The sequence below is a fragment of the Rhizobium sp. Leaf371 genome (genome assembly GCF_001424045.1).
Lineage (GTDB): Bacteria > Pseudomonadota > Alphaproteobacteria > Rhizobiales > Rhizobiaceae > Ferranicluibacter.
In genome coordinates, this window is record NZ_LMQB01000029.1 from 95,911 (window position 1) to 117,521 (window position 21,611).

At 66.1% G+C, this 21,611-nt stretch carries 20 protein-coding genes; 10 read left to right on the forward strand and 10 right to left on the reverse strand.

Translation table 11 applies throughout. From position 1 onward, the window contains the following. Nucleotides 1–12: 12 nt before the first annotated feature. Nucleotides 13–2,019, reverse strand: a complete 2,007-nt coding sequence (locus ASG39_RS22315) for an EAL domain-containing protein (RefSeq protein WP_082477436.1) — start codon at nt 2,017–2,019, stop codon at nt 13–15. A 322-nt stretch (nt 2,020–2,341) separates the two neighbouring features. Here ASG39_RS22315 and ASG39_RS22320 point away from each other — a divergent pair, with 322 nt between their 5' ends. After that, on the forward strand, nt 2,342–2,632 hold the full coding sequence (locus tag ASG39_RS22320) for a WGR domain-containing protein (protein WP_062597167.1): 291 nt from the start codon (nt 2,342–2,344) through the stop codon (nt 2,630–2,632). A gap of 129 nt (nt 2,633–2,761) precedes the next feature. Here ASG39_RS22320 and ASG39_RS22325 read toward each other — a convergent pair whose 3' ends face one another. Next, a complete protein-coding gene (locus ASG39_RS22325; RefSeq protein WP_062597168.1) occupies nt 2,762–3,064 on the reverse strand; it encodes a hypothetical protein in 303 nt (100 codons plus the stop codon). Nucleotides 3,065–3,116: 52 nt separating this feature from the next. Here ASG39_RS22325 and repA point away from each other — a divergent pair, with 52 nt between their 5' ends. The 3 genes from repA to repC all read left to right on the forward strand — a co-directional run bounded on the left by repA (nt 3,117) and on the right by repC (nt 7,272). After that, nucleotides 3,117–4,388, forward strand: a complete 1,272-nt coding sequence (gene repA, locus ASG39_RS22330) for a plasmid partitioning protein RepA (RefSeq protein ID WP_062597169.1) — start codon at nt 3,117–3,119, stop codon at nt 4,386–4,388. Between the two features lie 86 nt (nt 4,389–4,474). Next, nucleotides 4,475–5,665, forward strand: a complete 1,191-nt coding sequence (gene repB / locus ASG39_RS22335; RefSeq protein ID WP_062597170.1) for a plasmid partitioning protein RepB — start codon at nt 4,475–4,477, stop codon at nt 5,663–5,665. A 383-nt stretch (nt 5,666–6,048) separates the two neighbouring features. Beyond that, nucleotides 6,049–7,272, forward strand: coding sequence for a plasmid replication protein RepC (gene repC / locus ASG39_RS22340; protein ID WP_062597171.1), 1,224 nt, complete (start codon nt 6,049–6,051; stop codon nt 7,270–7,272). A gap of 245 nt (nt 7,273–7,517) precedes the next feature. On the opposite strand, the gene ASG39_RS22345 is transcribed toward repC, so the two are convergent. The 5 genes from ASG39_RS22345 to ASG39_RS22365 form a co-directional block, all read right to left on the reverse strand. Beyond that, nucleotides 7,518–8,255 (reverse strand): ABC transporter ATP-binding protein, encoded by a 738-nt coding sequence (locus ASG39_RS22345; protein ID WP_062597285.1) that lies wholly within the window; start codon nt 8,253–8,255, stop codon nt 7,518–7,520. Between the two features lie 104 nt (nt 8,256–8,359). Beyond that, nucleotides 8,360–9,361, reverse strand: a complete 1,002-nt coding sequence (locus ASG39_RS22350; protein ID WP_062597172.1) for an ABC transporter substrate-binding protein — start codon at nt 9,359–9,361, stop codon at nt 8,360–8,362. A gap of 73 nt (nt 9,362–9,434) precedes the next feature. Further along, on the reverse strand, nt 9,435–10,445 hold the full coding sequence (locus tag ASG39_RS22355) for an ABC transporter permease (RefSeq protein ID WP_244481313.1): 1,011 nt from the start codon (nt 10,443–10,445) through the stop codon (nt 9,435–9,437). A gap of 100 nt (nt 10,446–10,545) precedes the next feature. Continuing rightward, nucleotides 10,546–11,892, reverse strand: a complete 1,347-nt coding sequence (locus ASG39_RS22360) for an LLM class flavin-dependent oxidoreductase (RefSeq protein ID WP_062597173.1) — start codon at nt 11,890–11,892, stop codon at nt 10,546–10,548. Between the two features lie 202 nt (nt 11,893–12,094). After that, nucleotides 12,095–13,339, reverse strand: a complete 1,245-nt coding sequence (locus tag ASG39_RS22365) for an argininosuccinate synthase (RefSeq protein WP_062597287.1) — start codon at nt 13,337–13,339, stop codon at nt 12,095–12,097. A 124-nt stretch (nt 13,340–13,463) separates the two neighbouring features. Here ASG39_RS22365 and ASG39_RS22370 point away from each other — a divergent pair, with 124 nt between their 5' ends. Both ASG39_RS22370 and ASG39_RS22375 read left to right on the forward strand, forming a co-directional pair. Further along, on the forward strand, nt 13,464–13,940 hold the full coding sequence (locus ASG39_RS22370; protein ID WP_062597174.1) for an Lrp/AsnC family transcriptional regulator: 477 nt from the start codon (nt 13,464–13,466) through the stop codon (nt 13,938–13,940). Between the two features lie 210 nt (nt 13,941–14,150). Further along, nucleotides 14,151–14,906 carry a metallophosphoesterase gene (locus ASG39_RS22375; RefSeq protein WP_062597175.1) on the forward strand — a complete coding sequence of 252 codons (756 nt, stop codon included), beginning with the start codon at nt 14,151–14,153 and terminating at the stop codon, nt 14,904–14,906. Between the two features lie 31 nt (nt 14,907–14,937). Here the strand turns inward: ASG39_RS22375 and ASG39_RS22380 are convergent, their stop codons facing one another. After that, nucleotides 14,938–15,702 (reverse strand): SDR family oxidoreductase, encoded by a 765-nt coding sequence (locus ASG39_RS22380; protein ID WP_062597176.1) that lies wholly within the window; start codon nt 15,700–15,702, stop codon nt 14,938–14,940. A 121-nt stretch (nt 15,703–15,823) separates the two neighbouring features. Here ASG39_RS22380 and ASG39_RS22385 point away from each other — a divergent pair, with 121 nt between their 5' ends. From ASG39_RS22385 to vapC, 4 genes are all read left to right on the forward strand, one after another. Beyond that, nucleotides 15,824–16,723: a LysR family transcriptional regulator gene (locus tag ASG39_RS22385; RefSeq protein WP_062597288.1), complete on the forward strand. Its 900-nt coding sequence runs from the start codon at nt 15,824–15,826 to the stop codon at nt 16,721–16,723. A 131-nt stretch (nt 16,724–16,854) separates the two neighbouring features. Then, a complete protein-coding gene (locus ASG39_RS22390; protein WP_347360170.1) occupies nt 16,855–17,541 on the forward strand; it encodes a dienelactone hydrolase family protein in 687 nt (228 codons plus the stop codon). A 108-nt stretch (nt 17,542–17,649) separates the two neighbouring features. Further along, nucleotides 17,650–17,880, forward strand: a complete 231-nt coding sequence (gene vapB / locus ASG39_RS22395; RefSeq protein ID WP_062597178.1) for a type II toxin-antitoxin system VapB family antitoxin — start codon at nt 17,650–17,652, stop codon at nt 17,878–17,880. Further along, nucleotides 17,880–18,281 carry a tRNA(fMet)-specific endonuclease VapC gene (vapC, locus tag ASG39_RS22400; RefSeq protein ID WP_062597179.1) on the forward strand — a complete coding sequence of 134 codons (402 nt, stop codon included), beginning with the start codon at nt 17,880–17,882 and terminating at the stop codon, nt 18,279–18,281. The genes vapB and vapC overlap by 1 nt, the downstream gene beginning before the upstream one ends. A gap of 169 nt (nt 18,282–18,450) precedes the next feature. Here vapC and ASG39_RS22405 read toward each other — a convergent pair whose 3' ends face one another. Both ASG39_RS22405 and ASG39_RS22410 read right to left on the reverse strand, forming a co-directional pair. Beyond that, nucleotides 18,451–19,488, reverse strand: coding sequence for a 2-dehydropantoate 2-reductase N-terminal domain-containing protein (locus ASG39_RS22405; RefSeq protein WP_062597180.1), 1,038 nt, complete (start codon nt 19,486–19,488; stop codon nt 18,451–18,453). Nucleotides 19,489–19,514: 26 nt separating this feature from the next. Next, nucleotides 19,515–21,563, reverse strand: a complete 2,049-nt coding sequence (locus ASG39_RS22410) for a bifunctional aldolase/short-chain dehydrogenase (protein WP_062597181.1) — start codon at nt 21,561–21,563, stop codon at nt 19,515–19,517. Between the last annotated feature and the right edge of the window lie 48 nt (nt 21,564–21,611).

Below are 21,611 nucleotides of genomic sequence, written 5' to 3' on the forward strand. Positions count from 1 at the left end.
CCCCTCCCCGTCTCAGGAGGCGAGCATCACCTCGGGCGCGGCGGCAAGCGGCGCGTCGGCGGCGGCAAGCGCGAGCGCCTTGTCGGCGGACAGCGGCCGCGACAGGAAATAGCCCTGCGCCAGGGGGCCGCCCAGCGCCTTGACGGTCTCGTATTCCGCCCGCGTCTCGATGCCTTCGATCACGCAGCCGATGTCGAGATCCGCGCACATCCGCAGCATCGACTTGACGATCTTCTTGCCGGTCGAATTGCTGTCGATGCCGTTGACGAAGCTGCGGTCGATCTTCAGCTTGTCGAGCGGCATTTCGTGGAGATGGGTGAGGCTGGAATAGCCGGTGCCGAAATCGTCGAGCGCAATGCCGACGCCGGCCGCCTTGAACATCAGGGCGACGGTGCGCGCCTGGCCCATATCGGCGAGAATCGCTGTCTCGGTGATCTCGAATTCGACGCGCTGCGGCGCGACGCCGCTGGCCAGCACGATATTGAGCAGCCTCAGTGCCTGCTCGCCGGAGGAGACGTCCCGAGCCGACAGATTGAAGGACAGGCGGATCCCGGACGGCCAGGTCAGCGCGTCTTCGAGCGCCCGGCGCAGCAGCAGCCGGGTCAGCGGATTGATGAAGCCGGACCGTTCGGCCGCCGGAATGAACTCGGCGGGCGAGACATGACCGAGCGTCGGGCTGTACCAGCGGGCCAGGGCCTCGAAGGCGACGAGCCGGCCGGAGGCCATGTCCACGATCGGCTGATAGACGAGCGAGACCTCGTCCTCGTAATTGTGCTTGCCGAAGGCGCGCTCGATGGTCAGGAGGCGGGCGAAGGCCTCGCCATGTTCTTTCGAGAACACCACGACCTCGCCGCGCCCCTGGCGCTTGCTTTCGTACAGCGCGTGATCAGCGCGCTCATAGACGCTGGCGACCGTGGCGTCGGTCGGAGACAGCGCGGCAATGCCGATCGAGGCCGAGAGTTCGATGCGCGCGTCGGCGATCAGAAACGGCTCCGCCAGCGCCGCGCAGACCGCGGCGCCGATATCGACCGCCGCCGCGAGCCCGCCCTGCCGCGTGATATAGCCGAACTCGTCGCCGCCGAGGCGGGCAAAGAAGGTCTGATGCGCGGGCCGGTCCGCGCCCTGCGGTCCCGAGCCGCCCAGCCGCAGCAGGCGGTCCGCGACCTGGATGAGCAGATCGTCGCCCGTTCCGTGCCCGAAAATGTCGTTGACCGGCTTGAACCCGTCGAGATCGATCAGGCCGACGCAGATCGCGTGCCGGTCGAGGCTGTTATGGTCGTGCCCGGCCTGATGATCCGCCTGATGGTCGGATTCCAGCTCGGCAAAGAAACGGCGCCGGTTGGGCATGGATGTCAGGCTGTCCTGGTTCGCCAGCAGCTTGTTTTCCTCGTTCAGCGCCAGAAGCGTGCGCTTGGAGGAGATCAGCGCCAGAAAATCCCGGTACTGGACCGAGAGAACGGCGATCATCGCGGCGGACACGAGGACGAGATCGACCGCCATGGCGATGAACACCAGGTTTCCGGTCATGCCAAAATAGGCGGCGAAAGCGAGGCTGACGATGACCGTGACCGCAAGGGCGGCCGACAGAAGATGCGACAGGCAGAAGATGCAGCCGATGACCGTGATGCCCATATAGAAGGCGACATGGCTGCGATGCAACATCTCGCCATAGGGCGCGAGACAGAGCCCCCAGGCGGCAAAGGCGGCGGCGAGCACCCAGGAGAGCGCATTGGCCTTGCGCAAAGCCCGGAGCGCATCGAGGTTGGCCGTCGGCCGCAGGCCCTCGATCCACCAGTAGAGGATGCGCACCGCACAGACCAGGGTGAGGAAGGCCGGGATATAGATCGTCAGAAAGGCCGGCGCGATCGCGATATGGGTCGCGGCGAGGCCCCAGCTGTTGACGAGCAGGATGAAATACATGAGCGGGATCTGCTTGGAGAAGGCCGCATATTGCGCCTTTACCAGGTCCGGATCGTCGCCCTGAACCCCGAATATCGAAAAGAGTGCGCGTAACGCCATACCATGTCCAAATGCGCTTTTTGGAACCTCATGTCCCCCGTCACGAAGACCGACATCACCCCCGCCGGCCGATGATGCCCGTATTGCATTAATATGACGCAACCGATCGACCTTAACGGCGGGTAAAGCCCTGCCTTGCCGACGGGGGCGGCGACGGCGGATCGCCCGGACCTCGGCTCCCGTGCGGCGCACGGGCTCGACACAGGCCCGACGGCAGGCGACGCGCGTTGCGCCTGTTCGATCACCGCCGTGAATCGAACGCGCGGGATCGATTCAAAAGTCTCGTTGGACCGGGCCACTGTGGCGCGCGAGCATGGGCCCCATGAAAACCTCCCGTTACCACCTGCATCTTGAGCGCTGCGACCCCGCGCGCAACATGGCCCGCTTCTATGCGCTCTCGCTCGAACCGTCGCTGTTCGGAGAGATCGTGCTGGTGCGCCGCTGGGGACGGATCGGCGCGTCCGGCCGCTCGCGCCTCGACGTCTATGCGGACGAGACGACCGCGATCCGCGCGATGCTGGCGCTGCTCCGGCAGAAGCGGGCCCGCGGCTATGCTGTGGGACAGTGGGGAGTTAGGGCAGGGCGCCGGCACGCTGCCCGGCGAGAAAGTTGACAGCTGTCAACTTTTCGATCGACCGCGCCGACCCTCCCGATGAAAGTTGACAGCTGTCAACTTTCATCTCCCTTGCCGTCCAAGGCCCGCACGAAGCGGGGAGAAAAACACCGAAAACCGCGTGTCTTTTCAAGGAACGGCATGCCCGTTTTTCCCCGCTGTCGCACCCTGCGCCATGCTGAGCGTGCCGAACATCCCGGTCGACGGACAACAGCGCATTGGGAAGGGACGGTGATCAAAAGACTCCCCATCAAAAATCGCTTGACGCGACTCGGACGCGGCCTCAGCTTCTAACGCCTGAGGGCGGATATCGAGGCCGTCGGCGTAACGGGCTTCCTCCTCTGTATATAAGGCGGCCCGACGTATACAGTGAGGATCGAGAATCGCTTTGCCGCGATTCTCGATCCTTATCGAACGCAGATCATCGATCATCCGCCGGTCCTGCCCAACCTGCAAGACGGCCGACAGCGAGGAAAGACACGACATGGCCCAACCGGCCCCCACGACCCGCAGCGGCCCGAAAGACGAGGCGCCCTCGCCCTCGGCGGATCTGACGATCGCGGCAGATGCGAGCGCGCTGTCGGAACAGCTCAAAGCCATGCGCGAACGGCTGTTCCCCCCGACCTCGACGAAGACGCTGCGATCGTTCTCCTCCGGCGAGGCGGCCAAGCTCATCGGCGTGTCCGACGGCTATCTGCGCCAGCTGTCGCTGGCCGGCGAGGGGCCGCAGCCCGAAACCGGGGCGGGCGGGCGCCGCTTCTACTCTCTGGCCGATATCAATGCGCTGCGGGTGCATCTCTCCGATCAGGCCATGGCCAAGGGCAATGTCGCCAAGGCGCGCGCCTATCTCCCGCGGCGAGATGCCGAGGCCGGCGAGCGGCTGCAGGTCATCTCGGTCACCAATTTCAAGGGCGGCTCCGGCAAGACGACCTCGGCCGTGCATCTCGCGCAATATCTGGCGCTCACCGGCCACCGGGTGCTCGCCATCGATCTCGATCCGCAGGCCTCGCTCTCGGCGCTGTTCGGCTACCAGCCGGAGCTCGATCTCACCGGCAACGACACGCTCTATGGCGCGATCCGCTACGACGCGGAACAGCGGTCCTTGTCCGATGTCATCCGCCAGTCCTATTTCCCCGGGCTCGATCTCGTGCCCGGCAATATCGAGCTTCAGGAATTCGAACATGTGACGCCGCAGGCGCTGGCCGACCGGCAGTCGGGCCGGGACGGGGGCACGGACACCGGACCTCTGTTCTTTGCCCGCATCCAGGCGGTGCTCGGCACGGTGGAGGCGGATTACGACGTCGTCGTCATCGATTGCCCGCCGCAGCTCGGCTATCTCACGCTTTCCGCGCTCTGCGCCTCCACCTCCGTCATCGTCACCGTGCACCCGCAGATGCTGGACATCGCCTCGATGAACCAGTTCCTGTTCATGACCGCCGATCTTCTCTCGGTGGTGCGCGATGCCGGCGGCACGCTGAATTTCGATTTCCTGCGCTATCTCGTCACCCGCTTCGAGCCGAATGACGGGCCGCAGGCGCAGATCGTCGGCTTCATGCGCTCTTTGTTCGGCGAGCGCGTGCTGACGGCGCCGATGGTGAAATCCACCGCCGTCTCGGATGCGGGCCTCACCAAACAGACGCTCTACGAAGTGGGGCGCGAGAATTTTACCCGCGCGACCTACGACCGCGCGGTGGAATCGATGAATGCCGTCAACAGCGAGATCGAAACGCTGGTGCACGCGGTGTGGAACCGCTGATGGCAACGGATAATGCGATCGAGCCCACAGGGACGACCGGCACTGCGGTCGGGACGGCGGGCCGGGGCTTGGAAAGGACGGGACGGATGGCGGCGAACCGCAAGAGCGAACTGAAGGCCTTGTTTGGCGGCGGGCTCGGCCCGTCCGATGCGGCACGGGCGGCGGAGGCGCAGAAGGCGTCTCCCGAAGGTGCGGCGCCCGAGCGGAAATCGGCCGATCCGACCGGCGACGGTCTGCCCCCGGCCACACAGAGCGAGAGCGCACGGGGCGAGGGCGCACCGGCCCTGCCGCAGACGCGCAGCGCATCGGGCGCCGTCAAGGCCATGGGGCTGTCGCTGAACGCGATCACCCGCGAGGCGGAGGAGGCGCGCGTGCTGCGCCAGGCGCTGTCGGAGGGCGAGCGCGTCGTCACCGTCGACGCCACCCGCATCGAGGCCTCCTTCGTCGAGGACCGGCTGATGATCGAAGGCGTGATCGACCCCGATTTCGAAGCGCTGGTCCAGAGCATGCGCGAGACCGGGCAGCAGGTGCCGGTGCTGCTGCGGCCGCATCCCGACAAGCCGGGTTTCTACCAGACCGCCTACGGCCACCGCCGCATTCGCGCCGCCACCCGTCTGCGCCGTCCGGTCAAGGCGATCATTCGCACGCTCACCGATGACGAACTGGTTCTGGCGCAGGGCAAGGAGAATGCCGAGCGCCGCAACCTCTCCTTCATCGAGCGGGCGCTGTTTGCGAGGAACCTCGCCGAACGCGGCTTCGACCGCCGGATGATCGGCGATGCGCTGGCGGTGCAGAAGAGCGAGCTGTCGCGCCTGATGCAGGTGATCGAGAGCGTGCCCAACAATTTCGTCCGTTTCATCGGCCCGGCGCCGAAGGTCGGCCGCGAACGCTGGATGAAGCTCGGCGAGATCCTGTCGAAGGAAGCCCGGCAGGTGCAGGGCATGGACGTGGTCTATTCCCCGAAATTCAAGGCGGCCGACAGCGACCGGCGCTTCCAGATCCTGTTTTCCCACCTGGATTCGCTGAGCCGGCCCGAAAAGGTCAAGCACGGGGCAGGGGGCGCACGGCAGATCCAGGCGGATGCCGACCGCACGCTGACGGATGCGCGCGGCCGGATCTTTGCCCGGCTCAAGGTGGAGGGCGGCGCGACCCGGATCGAGTTTGCGGACGGCACGCCCACAGCCTTCATCGAGGCGGCGACAGCCCTTCTCGTCGAGGCGCACGAGACGTTCCAGCGCGACGAGCCATTCCAGCGCGACGAGACCGGCGAGAGCTGAGCCCGGCGCGCAGACACCCATTGCCGCCCTTGTCCTCGAAAAGGACCGGGCGGCGGCAAGGCCCAGTACATCGACCCGGGCTTGAGCGGATCTGAACCAGAAAAGGACGACCAAGAGAGCAAGAAAAAAGGCCCCCAAAACGTCACCGTCATGGAAGCCCTCTTCAATCTAAGCAGTTCAAGAGAATCACTTCCGACCAGCAAAGTCAAGAGTCAGCGGCAGAAATGCCGATCGGCGGAGCCATGACCGGATAGACCCGGTTTCGCGGCAAAACCTTCTGACCTCGAGGACACCTGTGCCTGAACGCCTTGATAACAAGGCTTTCAGCGAAGGGAGACGTGTGCCGTGCCGGGGGAGGCTTGCCTCCCAACGGAGATGGAGAGATGGAGATTTTTGCAACGACGCCGTTCGGCGGCGCACGGCTGACTGCGCGCAATGTGGCACTGCGCGCCGATCTCGAACGGCGACGCGCGCGCCTTCCCGCAGGTGACGACGGCCCTCAAGCAGCGCAGGCGGAGAAATACCGCATCATCCGGGCGCTCAGCGAAGCCCGGCCGGTCTGGGGCCTGTCGGACCGCACGATCGCGGTGCTGGAGGCGCTCGCAAGCTTCCACCAGGATCGTCATCTCGACGGCCGCGCGCCGATCATCGTCTTTCCCTCCAATGCGGAACTGTCGCTGCGGGCCCGCGGCATGTCGCCGGCGACGCTCCGCCGGCATCTCGCCAGCCTGGTCGAGGCCGGGCTGATCCTGCGGCGTGACAGCGCCAACGGCAAGCGCTACTGCCGCCGCGACGACCGCGGCACGGTGGAGAGCGCCTTCGGCTTCGATCTGGCGCCGCTCGCGCTCAGGGCCGAGGAGATCCTCTCAAGCGCCGCTCTGGTGCGCGACACCGCCCGCCGCATCGCACGGCTGCGCACCGAGATCTCCCTGCATCTGCGCGATATCGCCAAGATCATCGATGCCGCCGCCACGGAGGGTTTTGCGACGCTGGACGCCACCCTCTGGCAGGATGGTCTCGAGCGCCTGCGCGGGCTGTCCGGCCGGGTCCTGCGCAACGGCACCGAGGCGCATCTCTCCGCTCGCCGCGCCGCCCTCGTCGCCTTGCGCGCCGAGGTGGAAGCCGGCTACCTCGCCGCAGTTTCGCACGAGAAAATGAGCGCCAATGACACCCAATCTGAGCCCCACATTCAGAGTTCAGACTCAGAAAACTCTTTTGATAGAGGCCGGGACAGAATCGAAACAGCAGCCGAAACAGCAGCCGAAACCGAAAACGCCATCGCACCGGAACGCAAATCGGCCGGCATCGCGCTCAACGATTTCCTGAAACTCTGCCCTGATATCGTCGATTACGCTCGGGGCGGCGTCTCCGGCTGGTCAGATGTGATCGGCGCGGCATCGGTCGTGCGCACCATGCTCGGCATCAGCCCAAGTGCCTGGTTTGCCGCACAAAAAGCCATGGGCGAGATCGGGGCAGCCATCGTGATGGCCGGGATTCTGCAGCGAAGCGCCGCGATCCGTTCGCCCGGCGGCTATCTGCGCGACCTCACCGCACGCGCCGAAGACGGCCGGTTCTCGATCGGGCCGATGCTGAAAGCGCTCGGATGACGGCGGGCGGGGCAAAGCGGGACATGCAAACGGTGAGCCGGATAACGATAGGACCATCGCTCAGCCACGTGACGGCCGTGGCGGCTGCAAAAGGCGAGAGGACAATGCGGGCGGATCAGGAACGGCGTCGGCTGCTGAAGACAGCGAAAAGCCCCGTGGGGTCACTGTCACGGGGCCTTGAGGATTTCGCGGCGGCAGGCGATGCGGCGGCGTCCGGCGGTGGGGAGTGGGCGGAAAACAGCGTCTCAGTGCAGGCCGAAGGCGTTCAACAGCTGCTCGCGCAGTTTGACGAAGCGGGGTTCGCTGCGGCTGCGGGGGCGGGGCAGATCGACGACGATCTCGCGGGTGCTCTCGCCCTTCTCGCGCGGCAGGATCAGCACGCGATCGGCGAGGAAGACGGCCTCTTCGAGATCGTGGGTGACGAGGATCATCGTCACGTTTTCCTCGCGCCAGATGCGGGAGAGCTCCTCCTGCAGCGTGATCTTGGTCATCGCGTCAAGCGCGCCGAAGGGCTCGTCGAGGAGCAGGATCTCGGGCTTCACCGCCAGCGCCCGGGCGATGCCGACGCGCTGGGCCATGCCGCCGGAGAGCTGGGCCGGCAGGGCATCGGCGAAATCGGCCAGGCCGACGAGATCGACGTAATGGCGGGCGCGCTGCCGGGCTTCGGCTTTCGTCGCGCCGCGGTTTTCGAGCGGGAAGGCGATATTGTCGAGCACGGTCAGCCAGGGCAGGAGGCGCGGCTCCTGGAAGACCACGGCCCGATCCGTTCCGACGCCCGCCACGCGCGTGCCGTCGATCAGCACCGCGCCCTGATCCGCCGTTTCCAGCCCGGCGATGACCCGGAGAAGCGTGGTCTTGCCAGAGCCGGACGCGCCGACGATGGACAGCACCTCGCCGGCCTCGACATGGTGGCTGACGCGATCGAGCACGGGAAAGGGCCGGCCGTTGATGGTGTAGGACTTGGACAGGTCGCGGATCGTCACCGCGCCACCCGCGGGCGTCTTGCCACCGTGCCGCTCGGTTGCGTGGCTTTGGGTCGAGGGTCGGTCTGCCGTTTCCGGTTCTGCGAGGGCCATGATGTCGTTCCTCAGTTGGCGGCGGCAAAGGTGGCGGGATCGTAGAGAATGTCCTCGGCCTTCAGCTGGCCTTCGCGCAGCGAGCCGCCGCGGGTGAGGATGTCGATCCAGAACTGCAGGTCGCGGGGAATGGCCTTGCCGCCCTCGCGCACGCCGTAGCCGGTAAAGTACTGGGCGATCTCGGGGTTTTCGTTGCGCGCGGTCAGCGCCGTCTTCAGGAGGGCGCGGGTTTCGTCCGGATGCAGGCGGGCATATTCGAGCGCGGCCTGGGATTTCTCGACGAAGATCCGGGCGGCATCGGGATGCGCCTTGATCCAGTCGCGGCGCAGCACGACGAAGCCGCCGGCGATCTCGCCGAGCACGTCGGTATCGCCGAACACCTTCTGCAGCGGGCCGTTCTTCAGCGCAGCCCCCTCGAAGGTCTTCTGCCAGTAGCCGAAGGCGGAGACATCGACCTGTTTCGAGCGCAGCACCTGTTCGAGTTGCGGGCCCGGCACGACGACGAGCTTGGCCGCATTTTCCGGCAGGCCGACGGAGTGCAGGGCCTCGCGCACGGTGTAGTCGAGATGGGCGCCGAGCGTGTTGACGGCGATGGTCTTGCCCTGGAGATCCTTGATCGAGGTGATCGGGCTGCCTTCCAGCGTGTAGAAGATGCTTTCCGTGCCCTTGTTGATGCCGTTCGAGGCATAGGCGGCGACGAAATCATTGCCGCCGGCAATCGAGTTCAGCACGGCCGCCGTCGCGGCGCTGCCAAGCTCGACATCGCCCGAGGCGAGCGCGAACAGCGAGGCCGGGCCGCCCTGGGCATAGCCGACATTCTGGAACGTGATGCCGGTATCCTTGAAATAGCCGAGCGCATCGGCCAGCTCATGGGCGGACAGGCTGCCCTGGCTCGCGAGATAGCGGATCGTGACCGGCTCGGAGGCGGCAAGCGCGGTGCTGGCGGGTGCTGAGAGCGCCAGACCGGTGGCGAGGGCGGCAAGCTGGCCGAAGAGGCGGCGGGACATCTGCATGGGGGGCTCCGGAAGATCGGGGGAGGGGAGAGATGGGGCGACGAGGGGAGGGGGTACGACGAGAGGATGGCGATCACGCCGGGAGGCGCGACCAGCGGCAGAGCCGGGCCTGCAGCGTCTCCAGCAGGAGATTGGCAAGCAGCCCGAGCAGCGCCAGCAAGAGGATGGCGGCGAACATCAGCGGGATCTGGAAATTGTACTGCGCGTTCATCACCTGGAAACCGATGCCGGAATTGGCGCCGATCATCTCGGCCGCGATCAGCAGGAGAAGCGCCGTCGTGGCGCTGAGGCGCAGGCCGACGAAGATCTGCGGCAGGGAGGCCGGCAGTACGACGCGGCGAAACACGGTGAGCCGGCCGGCGCCATAGACGCGGGCCATTTCCACCAGCTTCGCATCCACCTGCTTGACCCCGCCGATGGTGGCGAGAAGGATCGGAAACAGCGTCGCCCAGAAGATGACGAAGATCTTCGAGGTCTCGCCGAGCCCGAGCATGAGGATGAAGACCGGGTAGAGCGCCAGCGCCGAGGTCTGGCGGAAGAGCTGGAGGATCGGGCCGAGGCTGTGCTCGACGATGCGGATCTGGCCCATGAACAGGCCGAGCGGAATGCCGAGCCCGACGGCCGCCCCGAAGGCGATGCCGGAGCGCTGCAGGCTGATGGCGATGTCGTTGGCAAAGGTGCCGACCGTCACCCCCGTCCAGAGCGCCCGCACGATCGCGTCGAGCGGCGGCAGCACGGCCGGGTTGGACCAGCCAAGCGCCGGCGCCACCTGCCAGAGGACGGCAAAGGCCGCCAGCAGGCCGAACCGTGCAAAGAGCCGCCGGGCCAGCGCGCCGGCCCCTGCCAGCCGGGCGATTGCCAGCCGCGCGATGGCCGCGCGATCCGGCGACGACCCTGATGACGGCTGGGAAGGCTCCGTCTTTCCGGCCTCCGCCACGCCGGGCGCGCGCAGCAACGCCCCTTGCCCTGATCCTGATATGGGCCCTGATACGGGTGCTGGCCTTTGCCGGGCGTGCGGACGGTGCCACAGGCCGACGCCGGCATGGCGCGGCAGGATCACGGGCTGCGGGGTCTCGAGCGTCATGGGGGCATCCTGTTGCAAAGAGGGAGAGCGAGCGATCGAAGGGCCGAGGCAAAAGCCAGACGAACGTCCAGGCAAAAGTTAAAGGTCAGCGTCACCGGGTCTATTCGGCGGCCGCAGCGTAGGGTTGGCGCCAGCGCGTGTGCGGATAGGGCAGGCCGAGATTGTCGCGCAGCGTGCGGCCTTCATAGGCCGTGCGGAACAGGCCGCGGCGCTGCAGCTCGGGAATGACGAGATCGACGAAATCGTTCAGCCCGGTCGGCAGCCAGGGCGGCAGGATGTTGAAGCCGTCGGCCCCCTCGTTCTCGAACCAGTCCTGCAGCGTATCGGCGATCTCGACGGCCGAGCCGACCAAAGTGAAATGGCCGCGGGCCGAGGCGATCCACTGATAGAGCTGGCGGATGGAGAAACCGTTCTCGTCGGCGATCTGGCGGATCAGCGCCTGCCGGCTCTTCATGCCCTCGGTCGGGGCGACGGGCGGCAGGGGGCCGTCGAGATCGAGGCCGCGGAGGTCGAGTTCGCCGCCGGTCAGCGCCTTGATAAGGGCGAGCCCGTCCTCCTCGACGATCAGGCCGGTGAGCTTTTCGTATTTCTCCTGCGCCTCGGCCCGCGTGCGGCCGATGAAGGGCGAGACGCCCGGCATGACCAGGACATGCGCCGGATCGCGGCCGAGGCCTGTCGCCCGCGTCTTGATATCGCGGTAGAAGTCCTGCGCGGTTTCGAGCTTCTGGTGGGCGGTGAAGATCACCTCCGCGGTGGAGGCGGCGAGATCGCGCCCGTCTTCGGACTGGCCGGCCTGCACGATGACCGGATGGCCCTGCGCCGAGCGCAGCACGTTGAGCGGGCCTTCGACCTTGAAATGCTCGCCCTGGTGATCGATCCGGTGAACCTTGTCGACATCGAAATAGACGCCGCGGTCGCGATCGCGGACGAAGGCGTCGTCCTCGAAGCTTTCCCACAGCGCCTTGACCACCGCCACATGCTCGGCCGCGCGGCGATAGCGCGCCGCGTGCGGCAGCTGCCGGTCGCGGTTGAAGTTGCGCGCCGCCGCTTCCGTTGCCGTGGTCACCACGTTCCAGCCGGCACGGCCGCCCGAAATCAGGTCGAGCGAGGCGAACTTGCGGGCCAGCGCATAGGGCTCCTCATAGGTGGTGGAGGCCGTGGCGATGAAGCCGATATGCGTGGTGAACGGGGCGATCGCCGAAAACAGCGTCACCGGTTCGAAGCCGACGACCCGCGCATTTCCGCCCTCGACCCCGCCGCCGAAGGCGACCGCCAGACCGTCGGCCAGAAAATAGGCATCGAACAGGCCGCGCTCGGCCGTCTGCGCCAGCTCGATATGGAATTTCAGATTGGTCGCGCCGTCGAGCGGCTGATCGGGATGCCGCCAGGCCGCGATATGCTGCCCGCCGCCGGGAAGAAAGGCTCCAAGTTTGATCTGCCGTGCCATGACATGCCCCTTCAGGTTCCAATGCCGCGCCGCACCCGGCCGCAACGGGGCAATTATCAAAGTTCATCTACAGACTTTATAGAGTAATTTTTTCGAAGAATGGACGCTGGGCGAACGGAAATTTCAGGAGAGGCGCGTGCGGTAGAACGGGGGTGGGGGGAAGATCTCTCCCGCCCGACGGCGCGGTGGGGGGAGGAATGGCCTAGGGAACGTGGCATCCGGCCGGCCGCGCTTTACCGTTGCGGGCAGCCCAGCTCTTCAGGCGTAGCCCGTTGAGCTTGATGAAGCCTTCCGCATCATGATGATCGTAGGTGCCCGAACCCTCTTCGAAGGTAACGAGATCCATCGAATAAAGCGAGTTTGCCGAGTTGCGAGCGATCAAATTTGCTGAACCTTTGTAAAGCCTGAGCGTGACCTCGCCGCTGACATGGATCTGGCTCTGATCGATCAAAGCCTGCAGCATCTCCCGCTCCGGAGAAAACCAGAAGCCATTATAGATCAGCGCGGCATAACGCGGCATGATGTCGTCCTTCAAATGAGCGGCAGCGCGATCGAGCGTGATCGACTCGATCCCGCGATGTGCATCGAGCAAGATCGTGCCGCCGGGTGTCTCGTAGACGCCACGGGATTTCATGCCGACGAACCGGTTTTCAACCAGATCGACCCTGCCGATCCCGTGCTTGCCGCCCAACCTGTTGAGTTCTGTCAGAAGTGCAGCCGGCGTCAGGGCGATGCCATTCACCGAAACGGCATCCCCTTTCTCAAAACCGATGACGACGGTCTCTGGTTCGTCCGGCGCATTCAGGGGATCGACTGTTCGCTGATAGACATCGTCAGGTGCAATCGCTGAGGGATCCTCCAGGATTTTTCCTTCCGTCGAGGTATGCAGGAGGTTCGCATCGATCGAGAAGGGCGCTTCTCCGCGCTTGTCCTTCGGAATCGCAATTCCGTGCTGTTCGGCATACGCGATCAACTGCGTGCGGGATTGAATAGTCCACTGCCGCCAGGGGGCGATGATTTCGATCGACGGATCGAGCGCATTGGCCGCCAATTCGAAGCGCACCTGATCATTGCCCTTGCCGGTGGCGCCATGAGCGATGGCGTCGGCGCCAACCTCGCTTGCAATGCGGACAAGATGTTTGGCGATCAGCGGCCGTGCAATGGAGGAACCCAGGAGATAGCGACCCTCGTAGAGCGTATTGGCGCGAAACATCGGAAAAACGAAGTCACGAACGAACTCCTCGCGAACATCGATAATCCGAATGTCCTTGACGCCAAGCCGCTCGGCCTTTTCGCGGACGGGCTCCAGCTCCTCGCCTTGGCCCAGATCCGCCGTGAACGTGACCACGTCGCAACGATACGTCTCCTGCAGCCACTTCAGAATGATGGAGGTGTCCAGCCCTCCCGAGTAGGACAGCACGATCTTCCCTATCGTTCTCGTTATCATCTTCGCCTCCATGTTGAACGTGCAAAACGATAGATCAAAGCCCGCGCAATGAGATCGCAAAGAATTCACCGATTTGAAGAAATTTGGCATATTATGCTAATAATGTTTCTGATGGAGCCATATCGTGTCATTTCGATTCGACGAGATCGACCGCCGTATTCTGAAGGTACTCCAGCGGGACGGCCGCATGTCCAATATCGACCTGGCGAGGGAAGTGGGCCTCTCGCCTTCGCCATGCTTGCGCCGTGTCCGGCTTTTGGAAGAAGCGGGGATCATTGATCGCTACGTCGCGGTTCTCGATCCGACGAAAGTGGGCGCCGGCCTGACGGTGTTTGCCCGCGTCTGGTTCAAAACGCAGGATGCACAGGTTACGCTTCAATTTGCGGAAGCCATCAGACGCCTACCGGAAGTCATGGAATGCTACCTGACCACCGGAGAGTGCGACGCTATCCTGCGCATCGTGACCGCCGACCTCCACAGCTATTGGCGTTTCCAGGCGGATCACCTGACGCGTATTGCAAGCGTCCTGAACGTCAAAACGGATGTTCCGATGGAAACGATCAAGCGGAGTTTCGAATTGCCGTTGGCAGTATCGTCCTGATCACGTGACTCTGGCGCGTCGCTGCGCGATATCCCTCCAGACCGGCCGGAATGCTTCCGCCCGAGAAGACCCGCAACCGCATCGCGTTCGCGAAATATCGCGGTCCGGCGTTCGGGTTTCGGTGGCGCGGCGGGGGAGGGATGGCTTATAGAGCGGGCATCCGGACGGCGCGGGGCGGCGCCCGAAACATGTCCGCAGGGAACGACAGCGATGACGACAGAGAACCGACCGCGCGAGATCTATGCGATCGCCGACATTCACGGACGCGCCGATCTGCTCGACGCGCTGCTCGGCTTCATCGCGCAGGATGCCGCCCGGCAAGGATCGAGCCCCGTCCTCGTCTTCCTCGGCGATCTCATCGACCGCGGGCCGGAAAGTCCGCGGGTGCTCGATCAGGTCTCGGCGGCGCTCGATTTCTATCCGGGCTCGCGGCTGATCCTCGGCAATCACGATTATTATCTGCGCGAGCTTCTGCGCGGCACGCTGGCACCGGAGGATGCGGTCAACTGGCTGGATTGGGGCGGTGTTGCCACGCTCAGCGCCTATTCGAACCGGCCGGTGCCGGATCTCGACAATATCGCGGCCGAGATCCGCGCCGCCCATCCGCATCATGTCACGCTTCTGGAAACGGCGCTGACCTACAAGGAGATCGGCCGCTTCTGCTTCGTCCATGCCGGCATCCGGCCGGGGGTCGCGCTTCTGCTGCAGACCGAATACGACCTGCGCTGGATCCGCGCCGGCTTCCTCGATCACACCGACGTCTTCGACCATGTGGTGCTGCACGGCCACACGATCACAGCCTCGCTGCGGCCGGAAATTCACGCCAACCGCATCGCGCTCGACACCGGTGCCTACCGCACCGGCCGCCTGACCGCCGCCGTGATCCGCGACGACGCCCTGTCGCACTTCGTCTCGACCGAGGTGGACGGGACGGGCGCCATCCACGTCGGCGAATGGCGCCCGTGAGGGGATGCGGGGTTTCGCGTCAACGCGCGGCTCAGGTCCGCGTGATCGAGACGCCGCCATCGACCAGCATGGCGGTGCCGCTGACGAAGCTCGAATCGTCTGAGGCGAGGTAGAGGACGGATCGGGCCAGTTCCTCGGGCGTCGCCACGCGCTTCAGGGCGTGAAGCTGGGTCACGAAGGCCACTTTCTCGGGCGTGTTGTTCATTTCGCGGTACATGTCGGTATCGACCGCGCCCGGCAGCACGGCGTTGACACGGACGTTCTTCGGTCCGAATTCCGCAGCCAGCACCTGGGTGAGGCCGATCAGGCCCGACTTGCTGGCGGCATAGGCGGCAACGCCGGGAAAGGCGAAGCTGTATCCGACGAAGGTCGATGTGAAGATCACCGAGCCGCCGCCGTTGCGCTCCATCTGCGCGATCTGGTGCTTGGCCGCAAGGAAGGAGGCGGTCAGGTTGATCGTCAGCGCCTCGGCAAAGCCCGCTTCCGAAACGCCGGTGCTCGGCCCCGCTTCGCCCATGATGCCGGCATTGTTGAAGGCGATGTCGAGCCGGCCATAATGCTCGACGGCGGTGGCGACGAGCGCCCGGTGATAGTCTTCCGAGCGGACATCGCCGGCAAGCGCGATGGCGGTTCCGCCGTCGGCGGCGATCTCCGCGACCAGCCGGTCGAGTTCGGCCGGGCGGCGGGCGCCGACGACGACCTTCGCACCCTCGGCGGCAAAGAGCTTGGCCGTTGCGCGGCCGATGCCGGCGCTCGCACCGGTGACGATGGCGACTTTTTCTTCCAGACGGGGCATTTTTGATCTCCAGGATGGCGTTGGGCCGAAGTTGGCGTCCAAAGCGTAAGCGGAAGATGGCATTTCCGCCGCGTTCGGATTAGCCTCCGATCGGCGGAACTCGAATTCGGAAATGCCGAACGTGATCAGGGTCGAAGGCATAACGGCGTTTGTGGCGGTGGTGGAATCCGGTTCCGTGAGCGAGGCGGCACGCCGGCTGCGCCTGTCGAAATCGGTGGTCAGCGAAAGGCTGGCCGAGCTCGAACGGTCGCTCGGCGGCATGCTGCTGCACCGCACGACGCGCAAGCTGACCCTGACGGAGGACGGCCTTGCCTTTCTCGGTCGCGCCACCCGCATCCTGGAGGAGATCGAACAGGCAGCGGCCGAGATGAGCGAGCGGCGCGGCACGCTCTCAGGCCCCGTGCGGCTCGCCGCACCCGTCACCTTCGGGCGCATGCATCTCGGGCCGGCGCTCTATCCGTTTCTGGCGGCGCATCCCGGCATCGAGCTGGTGCTCGACCTGAACGACCGGCGCGTCGATGTCGCCTCGGACGGCTATGACGCGATCATCCGCCATGGGCCGATCGCAGACTCGCGTCTCGTCGTGTGGACGCTCAGCCGCAGCCGCCGATTGCTGGTCGCCTCCCCGGATTATCTGCTGCGCAACGGCGTGCCGAAGACGCTCGCCGATCTCGATCGGCACAAGGCGATCTTCTATACCAACCGGGGCGTGGCCGACTGGCGGTTTGCCACCCCGGAGGGGCCGGCCGTGGTGCGCGCCCGGCAGGCCGTGGGCATGAACAATGGCGACATGATGCGCGACGCGGCCATTGCCGGGCTCGGCATCGCCCTCCTGCCGGTCTTCATCGTCGGGCCGTCGGTGCGCGAGGGGTTGCTCAGCGAGATCGTCATCGACCACGAGCCGGAGGTGGAATTCATCTATATGGCCCATCCGGAGGGGCGAAACCCCTCGGCCAAGCTGCGCGCGGTGGCCGATCACCTGCGCAAGACCTTCGGCGATCCGCCCTATTGGGACGGATGATCGCGGGCGTCGGGTTTTCGGCGGATCTCGCGCCGCCGGGAACCCCGGTCCCGGACATCGAGGCCTTGCGCTTCCGCCCGACCGCCCCACATGCTCGACACGCGCAGCGTTCCGCCGCGCGGCCACGCAACATGAAAGAAGGGTCTGACATGGGCCAGATGATCAAGCTGACGGCCGCCGATGGCGTGACGATCGGTGCCTACAAAGCCGAGCCTGACGGCGCGCCGCGCGGGGCGATCGTCCTGCTGCAGGAGATTTTCGGGGTGAACGCCCATATCCGGCGGGTCGCCGACCGGTTTGCGGGCGACGGCTATCTCGTCGTCGCCCCTGCTCTGTTCGATCGCGTCGAGCCCGATGTCGAACTCGGCTACGATGCCGAGGCCTTCCCGTCGGCCGTCGCGCTCGTCCAGCGGGTCGATCACGCCAAGAAGCCGCTCGATGTCGCCGCGGCGGTGACGGCGGCGTCGGAGGGCGGCAAGGTGGCGGTCGTCGGCTATTGCTGGGGCGGGTCGCTCGCCTATGACGCGGCCTGTTCGGCCGCGGGCGTGACGGCTGCCGTCGGCTATTACGGCGGCAACATCGCCAAATCGCTCGACCGTACGCCGAAGGTGCCGCTGATCCTGCATTTCGGCGAGCATGACGATCATATCCCCCTGCGCGACGTGGACGCGATCCGCGCCGCCCTGCCGGATGTGCCGATCTACACCTATGATGCCGGTCACGGTTTCAATTGCGACGCGCGCGCGTCCTTCGATGCGCCGAGCGCCGCCAAGGCGCTGGAGCGCACACTCGCCTTCCTGTCGGAGACGGTGGGGTAGACGCCGCACGCTCTCAAGACCGGCATATCCCATCGACATCTCCCGTTCTGCAGGCTGAGATGGGATATGCCAGCCGTCTAAGGCGGCAGGGATCAGAGGACTTCGATCATGGAACAGGGCGTCGTCTTCCGGAGCAATCGAAGCCAGGCCATCCGCCTGCCGAAGGCGGTGGCGCTGCCGGACGATGTCAAGCGCGTCGATATCGTCGCGGTCGGGCGCACGCGGATCATCGCGCCGGCGGGCGAGGTCTGGGACAGCTGGTTCGACGGACCGGAGGCGAGCGGGGATTTTATGGACGAGCGGAACCAGCCGGCCGGCCAGGCGCGCGAAGCCTTCTGATGCTCCGCTACATGCTGGACACGAATATCTGCATCTATACCATCAAGAACCGGCCGCCTGCCGTGCGCGATGCGTTCAACCGCCACTCCGGTCAACTGTGCATCAGCGCGGTCAGCCTGATGGAACTGCTCTACGGGGCCGAGAAATCGGTAAGCCCGGCGGCCAATCTGCAGGTGGTCGAGGGCTTTGCCGCGCGGCTCGACGTGCTGCCTTACGATGAACTGGCGGCCGGCCACACCGGACAATTGCGCGCTGAACTCTCCCGGGCGGGGACGCCGATCGGCCCCTACGACCAGCTGATCGCCGGCCACGCCCGGTCGCGCGGCCTGACCCTCGTCACCAACAACCGCCGCGACTCCACCCGCGTCCCCGGCCTGCGGGTCGAGGACTGGACCGGGTAGAGGGTCGCACGTCGCGTGGAGACCGCTGAGCGCAACGTCGACACGGTCGCGACGATTGAATGTCGATCCGGGGAGGTCGAGGCGCCCGGCGACTCACCCAGTTGACAGCTGTCAACTGGTATCAGGGAAAGCGCCTGCGGACGGGGCCGGTCTTCGGCCGGCCGGTGCCTCAGGCGTGGAGCGTTTCGAAATCGAAGTCGAAGCGGGTGTCGTTCAGGACGGCGGTGACGATGGCTTGGGCGAGGGGGAAGGCGAGGGGGGAGGCGGGGGTGGCGTTGGCGGCCGTTTCGAGCAAAGCGGCGACGACGCGGGCGGTGTCGATGCCCTCGACGGTCTCGTTGGCCAGTTCCTGCGTCACCGCCTCTGCGACCGTGCGGTCGCGGCCGAGGCTGTGGCCGAGGCGGCTGTTGCGGCCGCCGCCGACGGTCACGTGGAGATCGCCGATGCCGGCGAGGTCGAAGGCGGTCTGGCGCCTGCCGCCGATCAGCGCGCAGAGGTCGGCCATTTCCTGCACCGCCTGGGTGAAGGCGGCGGCCGTCGGGTTCTTCGACTGGCCGTCGGCGCGCAGCGTGTCGGGATAGCGGGTCTGCATGGCGCTGACGCCGATGGCAAAGAAGTTCTTGAGCGCCGCGCAGGCCTCCACCCCGGTCAGGTCGTCGCTGGCGGCAAGGCGGTAATAGGGCGTGCGGAAGAGGGCGGCCACCCGTTCCGCGTCGCGCGTCTCGCGCGCCGCATAGACGCTGGAGGTCGGCAGGCGCAGCGCCAGCTCGCGCGCGATGCAGGGCCCGCCGATGCCGATGAAGGTGCCGAGCCGGGCGATGCGCGCCGGCACCGTCTCGGCGAAGGTGACGACGGCGTCGTCCCTGCGGTCGAGCCCCTTGGTCACAAAGGCGATGGTCGTCTGCCGGCGAAGCAGGCCGTTCAGCCGCTCCACGGCCCAGGCGATGCCGGGGCTGCTGACGCCGACGACGACGAGGTCGGCCCGGTCGGCCTCCGCCGCGGTCAGCGCGTCGTCGGCCAGCACGCGGACGGAGGGGGCAAGCGGCGCATCGAGCTTCGGATGCGTGCCCGCCGTGGCCTGCATCCGCGCGATCGTCGCCGCGTCGAGCGGCGTGCCGGCGAGAACGACGTCGTGGCCGTTGTCGCTCGCGGGCACGGCAAGCGCCGTTCCCATCACGCCCGCGCCGAGGATCAGAATATGGGCCATGGACGGTCTCCTCTCCGGGACAAGGGTCAGCGCATCATGGCCGCGACGTTGCCGCCGTCGACCGTAAGGACCGCGCCGCTCGAGGCGCGCGCCTTGGCAAGGTGGACGAAGGCGGCGGCGACATCCGCGGCGGTCACCTCGCGGCGCACGAGATTTGCCGAGAGATAGGCCTCCGGCGTCACCCCGCGCGCCTTGCTGCGGGCCGCCACCATCTCGTCGGTCATCAGCCCGGTGCGGATGCGGTCGGCATTGACGGCATTGGAGGTGATGCCGGAGGCGCCGTGCTCCACCGCATATTGCCGCATCAGGGCCATCAGCGCCGCCTTCGAGGTGCCGTAGGGGCCGAAATCCGCGCCGGGGTTCACGGCCTGCTTGGAGACGTTGAAGACCAGGGCGCCGCCGGTCTTCTGCCGTTCCATCACCCGCACCACGGCCCGCGCCATATAGTGATGTCCCCAGAAATTGAGGTCGAACGCCTTTCGGAACGTGTCTTCCGACACGGTGAGCAGGCTGCCCTGGAAGGCGGCGCCGGCATTGGAAATGAGAATGTCGACCCCGCCGAAATGGGCGGCGACGGTGGCGACGGCGGCCTCCACGCCCTCGGGGTCGGTGACGTCGCAGACGACGGGCAAGGCGCCAAGGCGCTGGGCTTCGCGGGCCACGCGCTCCGGCGAGACGTCGAACAGCGCGATCTCCGCCCCTTCGGCCTTCAGCGCTTCGGCGACCGCAAGGCCGAGCCCGCTCGCGCCGCCGGTGACGATGGCGACCTGCCGGGTCAGCGGCTTCTCGACCGATTTGGCAAGCTTCACCTGTTCGAGCGACCAGTATTCGATATCGAAGAGATCGGCTTCCGACAGTGCCTCGAAGGCGTCGATGCCCTCGGCATTGGTGATGACGGCGATGGTCGCTTCGGCCACATCCGCGCCGACCCGGGCATTCTTGGCGGCCGCACCGGCGGCAAAGAGGCCGACGCCCGCGACGTAGAACACCCGCGGCATCGGATCGAGCATGCGCTTGCCGCCGCCGACGCGGGCATTGTTGCGCTCGAAATAGGCGGTGTACGCCGCCTCGTAGGCCTTGATCGCGTCCGTCACCGTCGCAGCCCAGGCGTCGAGCTTTCCGGCCTCGGGCGCGGGCAGGGCCACGCCGAAGCGCTTGATGTGGATCACGTGTTCGGGCGTCGCGTTGCCCCGCGTCACCAGCGAGGACACCGTCTCGGCATTGCAGAAATCGAGGATCTTCCCGTTGGTGCGATGCTCCAGCACGAAGCGGCGGGGCGCGCCCTCCACATCGGTCGCAAGGGCGATCGCGCCGCGCAGGATCGGCGCGATCTCGGCGGCACTGGCGATCTTCGGCGGCAGCGTCACGCCGCGGAAGGGTTTTGGGCGGCCCTCGGCGATCCGCCGTTCCGCCGCGTCGATCTTGGCGATCATATCCTCGTAGCTCGTGCGCGGATCTTCCGACCAGGTGAAGATGCCATGCTTCAGCAGGATCATGCCGTCGCCGCCCGGATTGGCCTTGAAGGCGGCGTCGCAGGCCTTGGCGAGGTCGAAGCCGGGCATGACGTAGGGAACGATGATCGCATCGGGAAAGAGTTCGCGCACCAGCACTTCGCCCTGCGGCTGGTTGGTCAGCGAGACGATGGCGTTGGCATGGGTGTGGTCGATATGCTTGAACGGCAGCAGGCCGTGCAGGATCGCCTCGACCGACGGGTTCGGGGCGGCGGGGTCGAGCAGCAGCCGGCGCTGCAGCATGACCATGTCGTCGTCCGACAGCGTCTCGAAGGCGACCATGGCCTTCAGCGGATCGAGCCGCACGGCGGGCAGGCCCGGGGGCTCGATCGTGCCCATGTCCCAGCCGCTGCCCTTGACGCAGAGCACCGAGACCTCCGTGCCGTCCATCTCGGTGAAGACGGTCTTCACCGAGGTGTTGCCGCCGCCATGCAGCACCAGTTCCGGGTCCTGCCCCAGAAGGCGCGTCGTATAGGTGCGGATGGCGAGGTCTCGGTTGATGCCCTTGGCGACATAGGCATCGACGACGGATGTGAAGTCGGAGTCCGACCAGCGGGATTTCATGATGACGGTCCTTTCTGTGCCGGCGCGATCGGCGGCGGGGGATGCCAG

Bases quoted from the DNA above. Each gene is read 5' to 3' on its own strand.
- ASG39_RS22350 (WP_062597172.1), bottom strand. From the start codon at position 9,361: ATGCAGATGTCCCGCCGCCTCTTCGGCCAGCTTGCCGCCCTCGCCACC.
- ASG39_RS22355 (WP_244481313.1), bottom strand. From the start codon at position 10,445: ATGACGCTCGAGACCCCGCAGCCCGTGATCCTGCCGCGCCATGCCGGC.
- repA (WP_062597169.1), top strand. From the start codon at position 3,117: ATGGCCCAACCGGCCCCCACGACCCGCAGCGGCCCGAAAGACGAGGCG.
- ASG39_RS22315 (WP_082477436.1), bottom strand. From the start codon at position 2,019: ATGGCGTTACGCGCACTCTTTTCGATATTCGGGGTTCAGGGCGACGAT.
- vapC (WP_062597179.1), top strand. From the start codon at position 17,880: ATGCTCCGCTACATGCTGGACACGAATATCTGCATCTATACCATCAAG.
- ASG39_RS22365 (WP_062597287.1), bottom strand. From the start codon at position 13,339: ATGATAACGAGAACGATAGGGAAGATCGTGCTGTCCTACTCGGGAGGG.
- ASG39_RS22390 (WP_347360170.1), top strand. From the start codon at position 16,855: ATGAAAGAAGGGTCTGACATGGGCCAGATGATCAAGCTGACGGCCGCC.
- ASG39_RS22360 (WP_062597173.1), bottom strand. From the start codon at position 11,892: ATGGCACGGCAGATCAAACTTGGAGCCTTTCTTCCCGGCGGCGGGCAG.
- ASG39_RS22410 (WP_062597181.1), bottom strand. From the start codon at position 21,563: ATGAAATCCCGCTGGTCGGACTCCGACTTCACATCCGTCGTCGATGCC.
- repC (WP_062597171.1), top strand. From the start codon at position 6,049: ATGGAGATTTTTGCAACGACGCCGTTCGGCGGCGCACGGCTGACTGCG.
- vapB (WP_062597178.1), top strand. From the start codon at position 17,650: ATGGAACAGGGCGTCGTCTTCCGGAGCAATCGAAGCCAGGCCATCCGC.
- ASG39_RS22325 (WP_062597168.1), bottom strand. From the start codon at position 3,064: ATGATCGATGATCTGCGTTCGATAAGGATCGAGAATCGCGGCAAAGCG.
- ASG39_RS22380 (WP_062597176.1), bottom strand. From the start codon at position 15,702: ATGCCCCGTCTGGAAGAAAAAGTCGCCATCGTCACCGGTGCGAGCGCC.
- ASG39_RS22375 (WP_062597175.1), top strand. From the start codon at position 14,151: ATGACGACAGAGAACCGACCGCGCGAGATCTATGCGATCGCCGACATT.
- repB (WP_062597170.1), top strand. From the start codon at position 4,475: ATGGCGGCGAACCGCAAGAGCGAACTGAAGGCCTTGTTTGGCGGCGGG.
- ASG39_RS22320 (WP_062597167.1), top strand. From the start codon at position 2,342: ATGAAAACCTCCCGTTACCACCTGCATCTTGAGCGCTGCGACCCCGCG.
- ASG39_RS22405 (WP_062597180.1), bottom strand. From the start codon at position 19,488: ATGGCCCATATTCTGATCCTCGGCGCGGGCGTGATGGGAACGGCGCTT.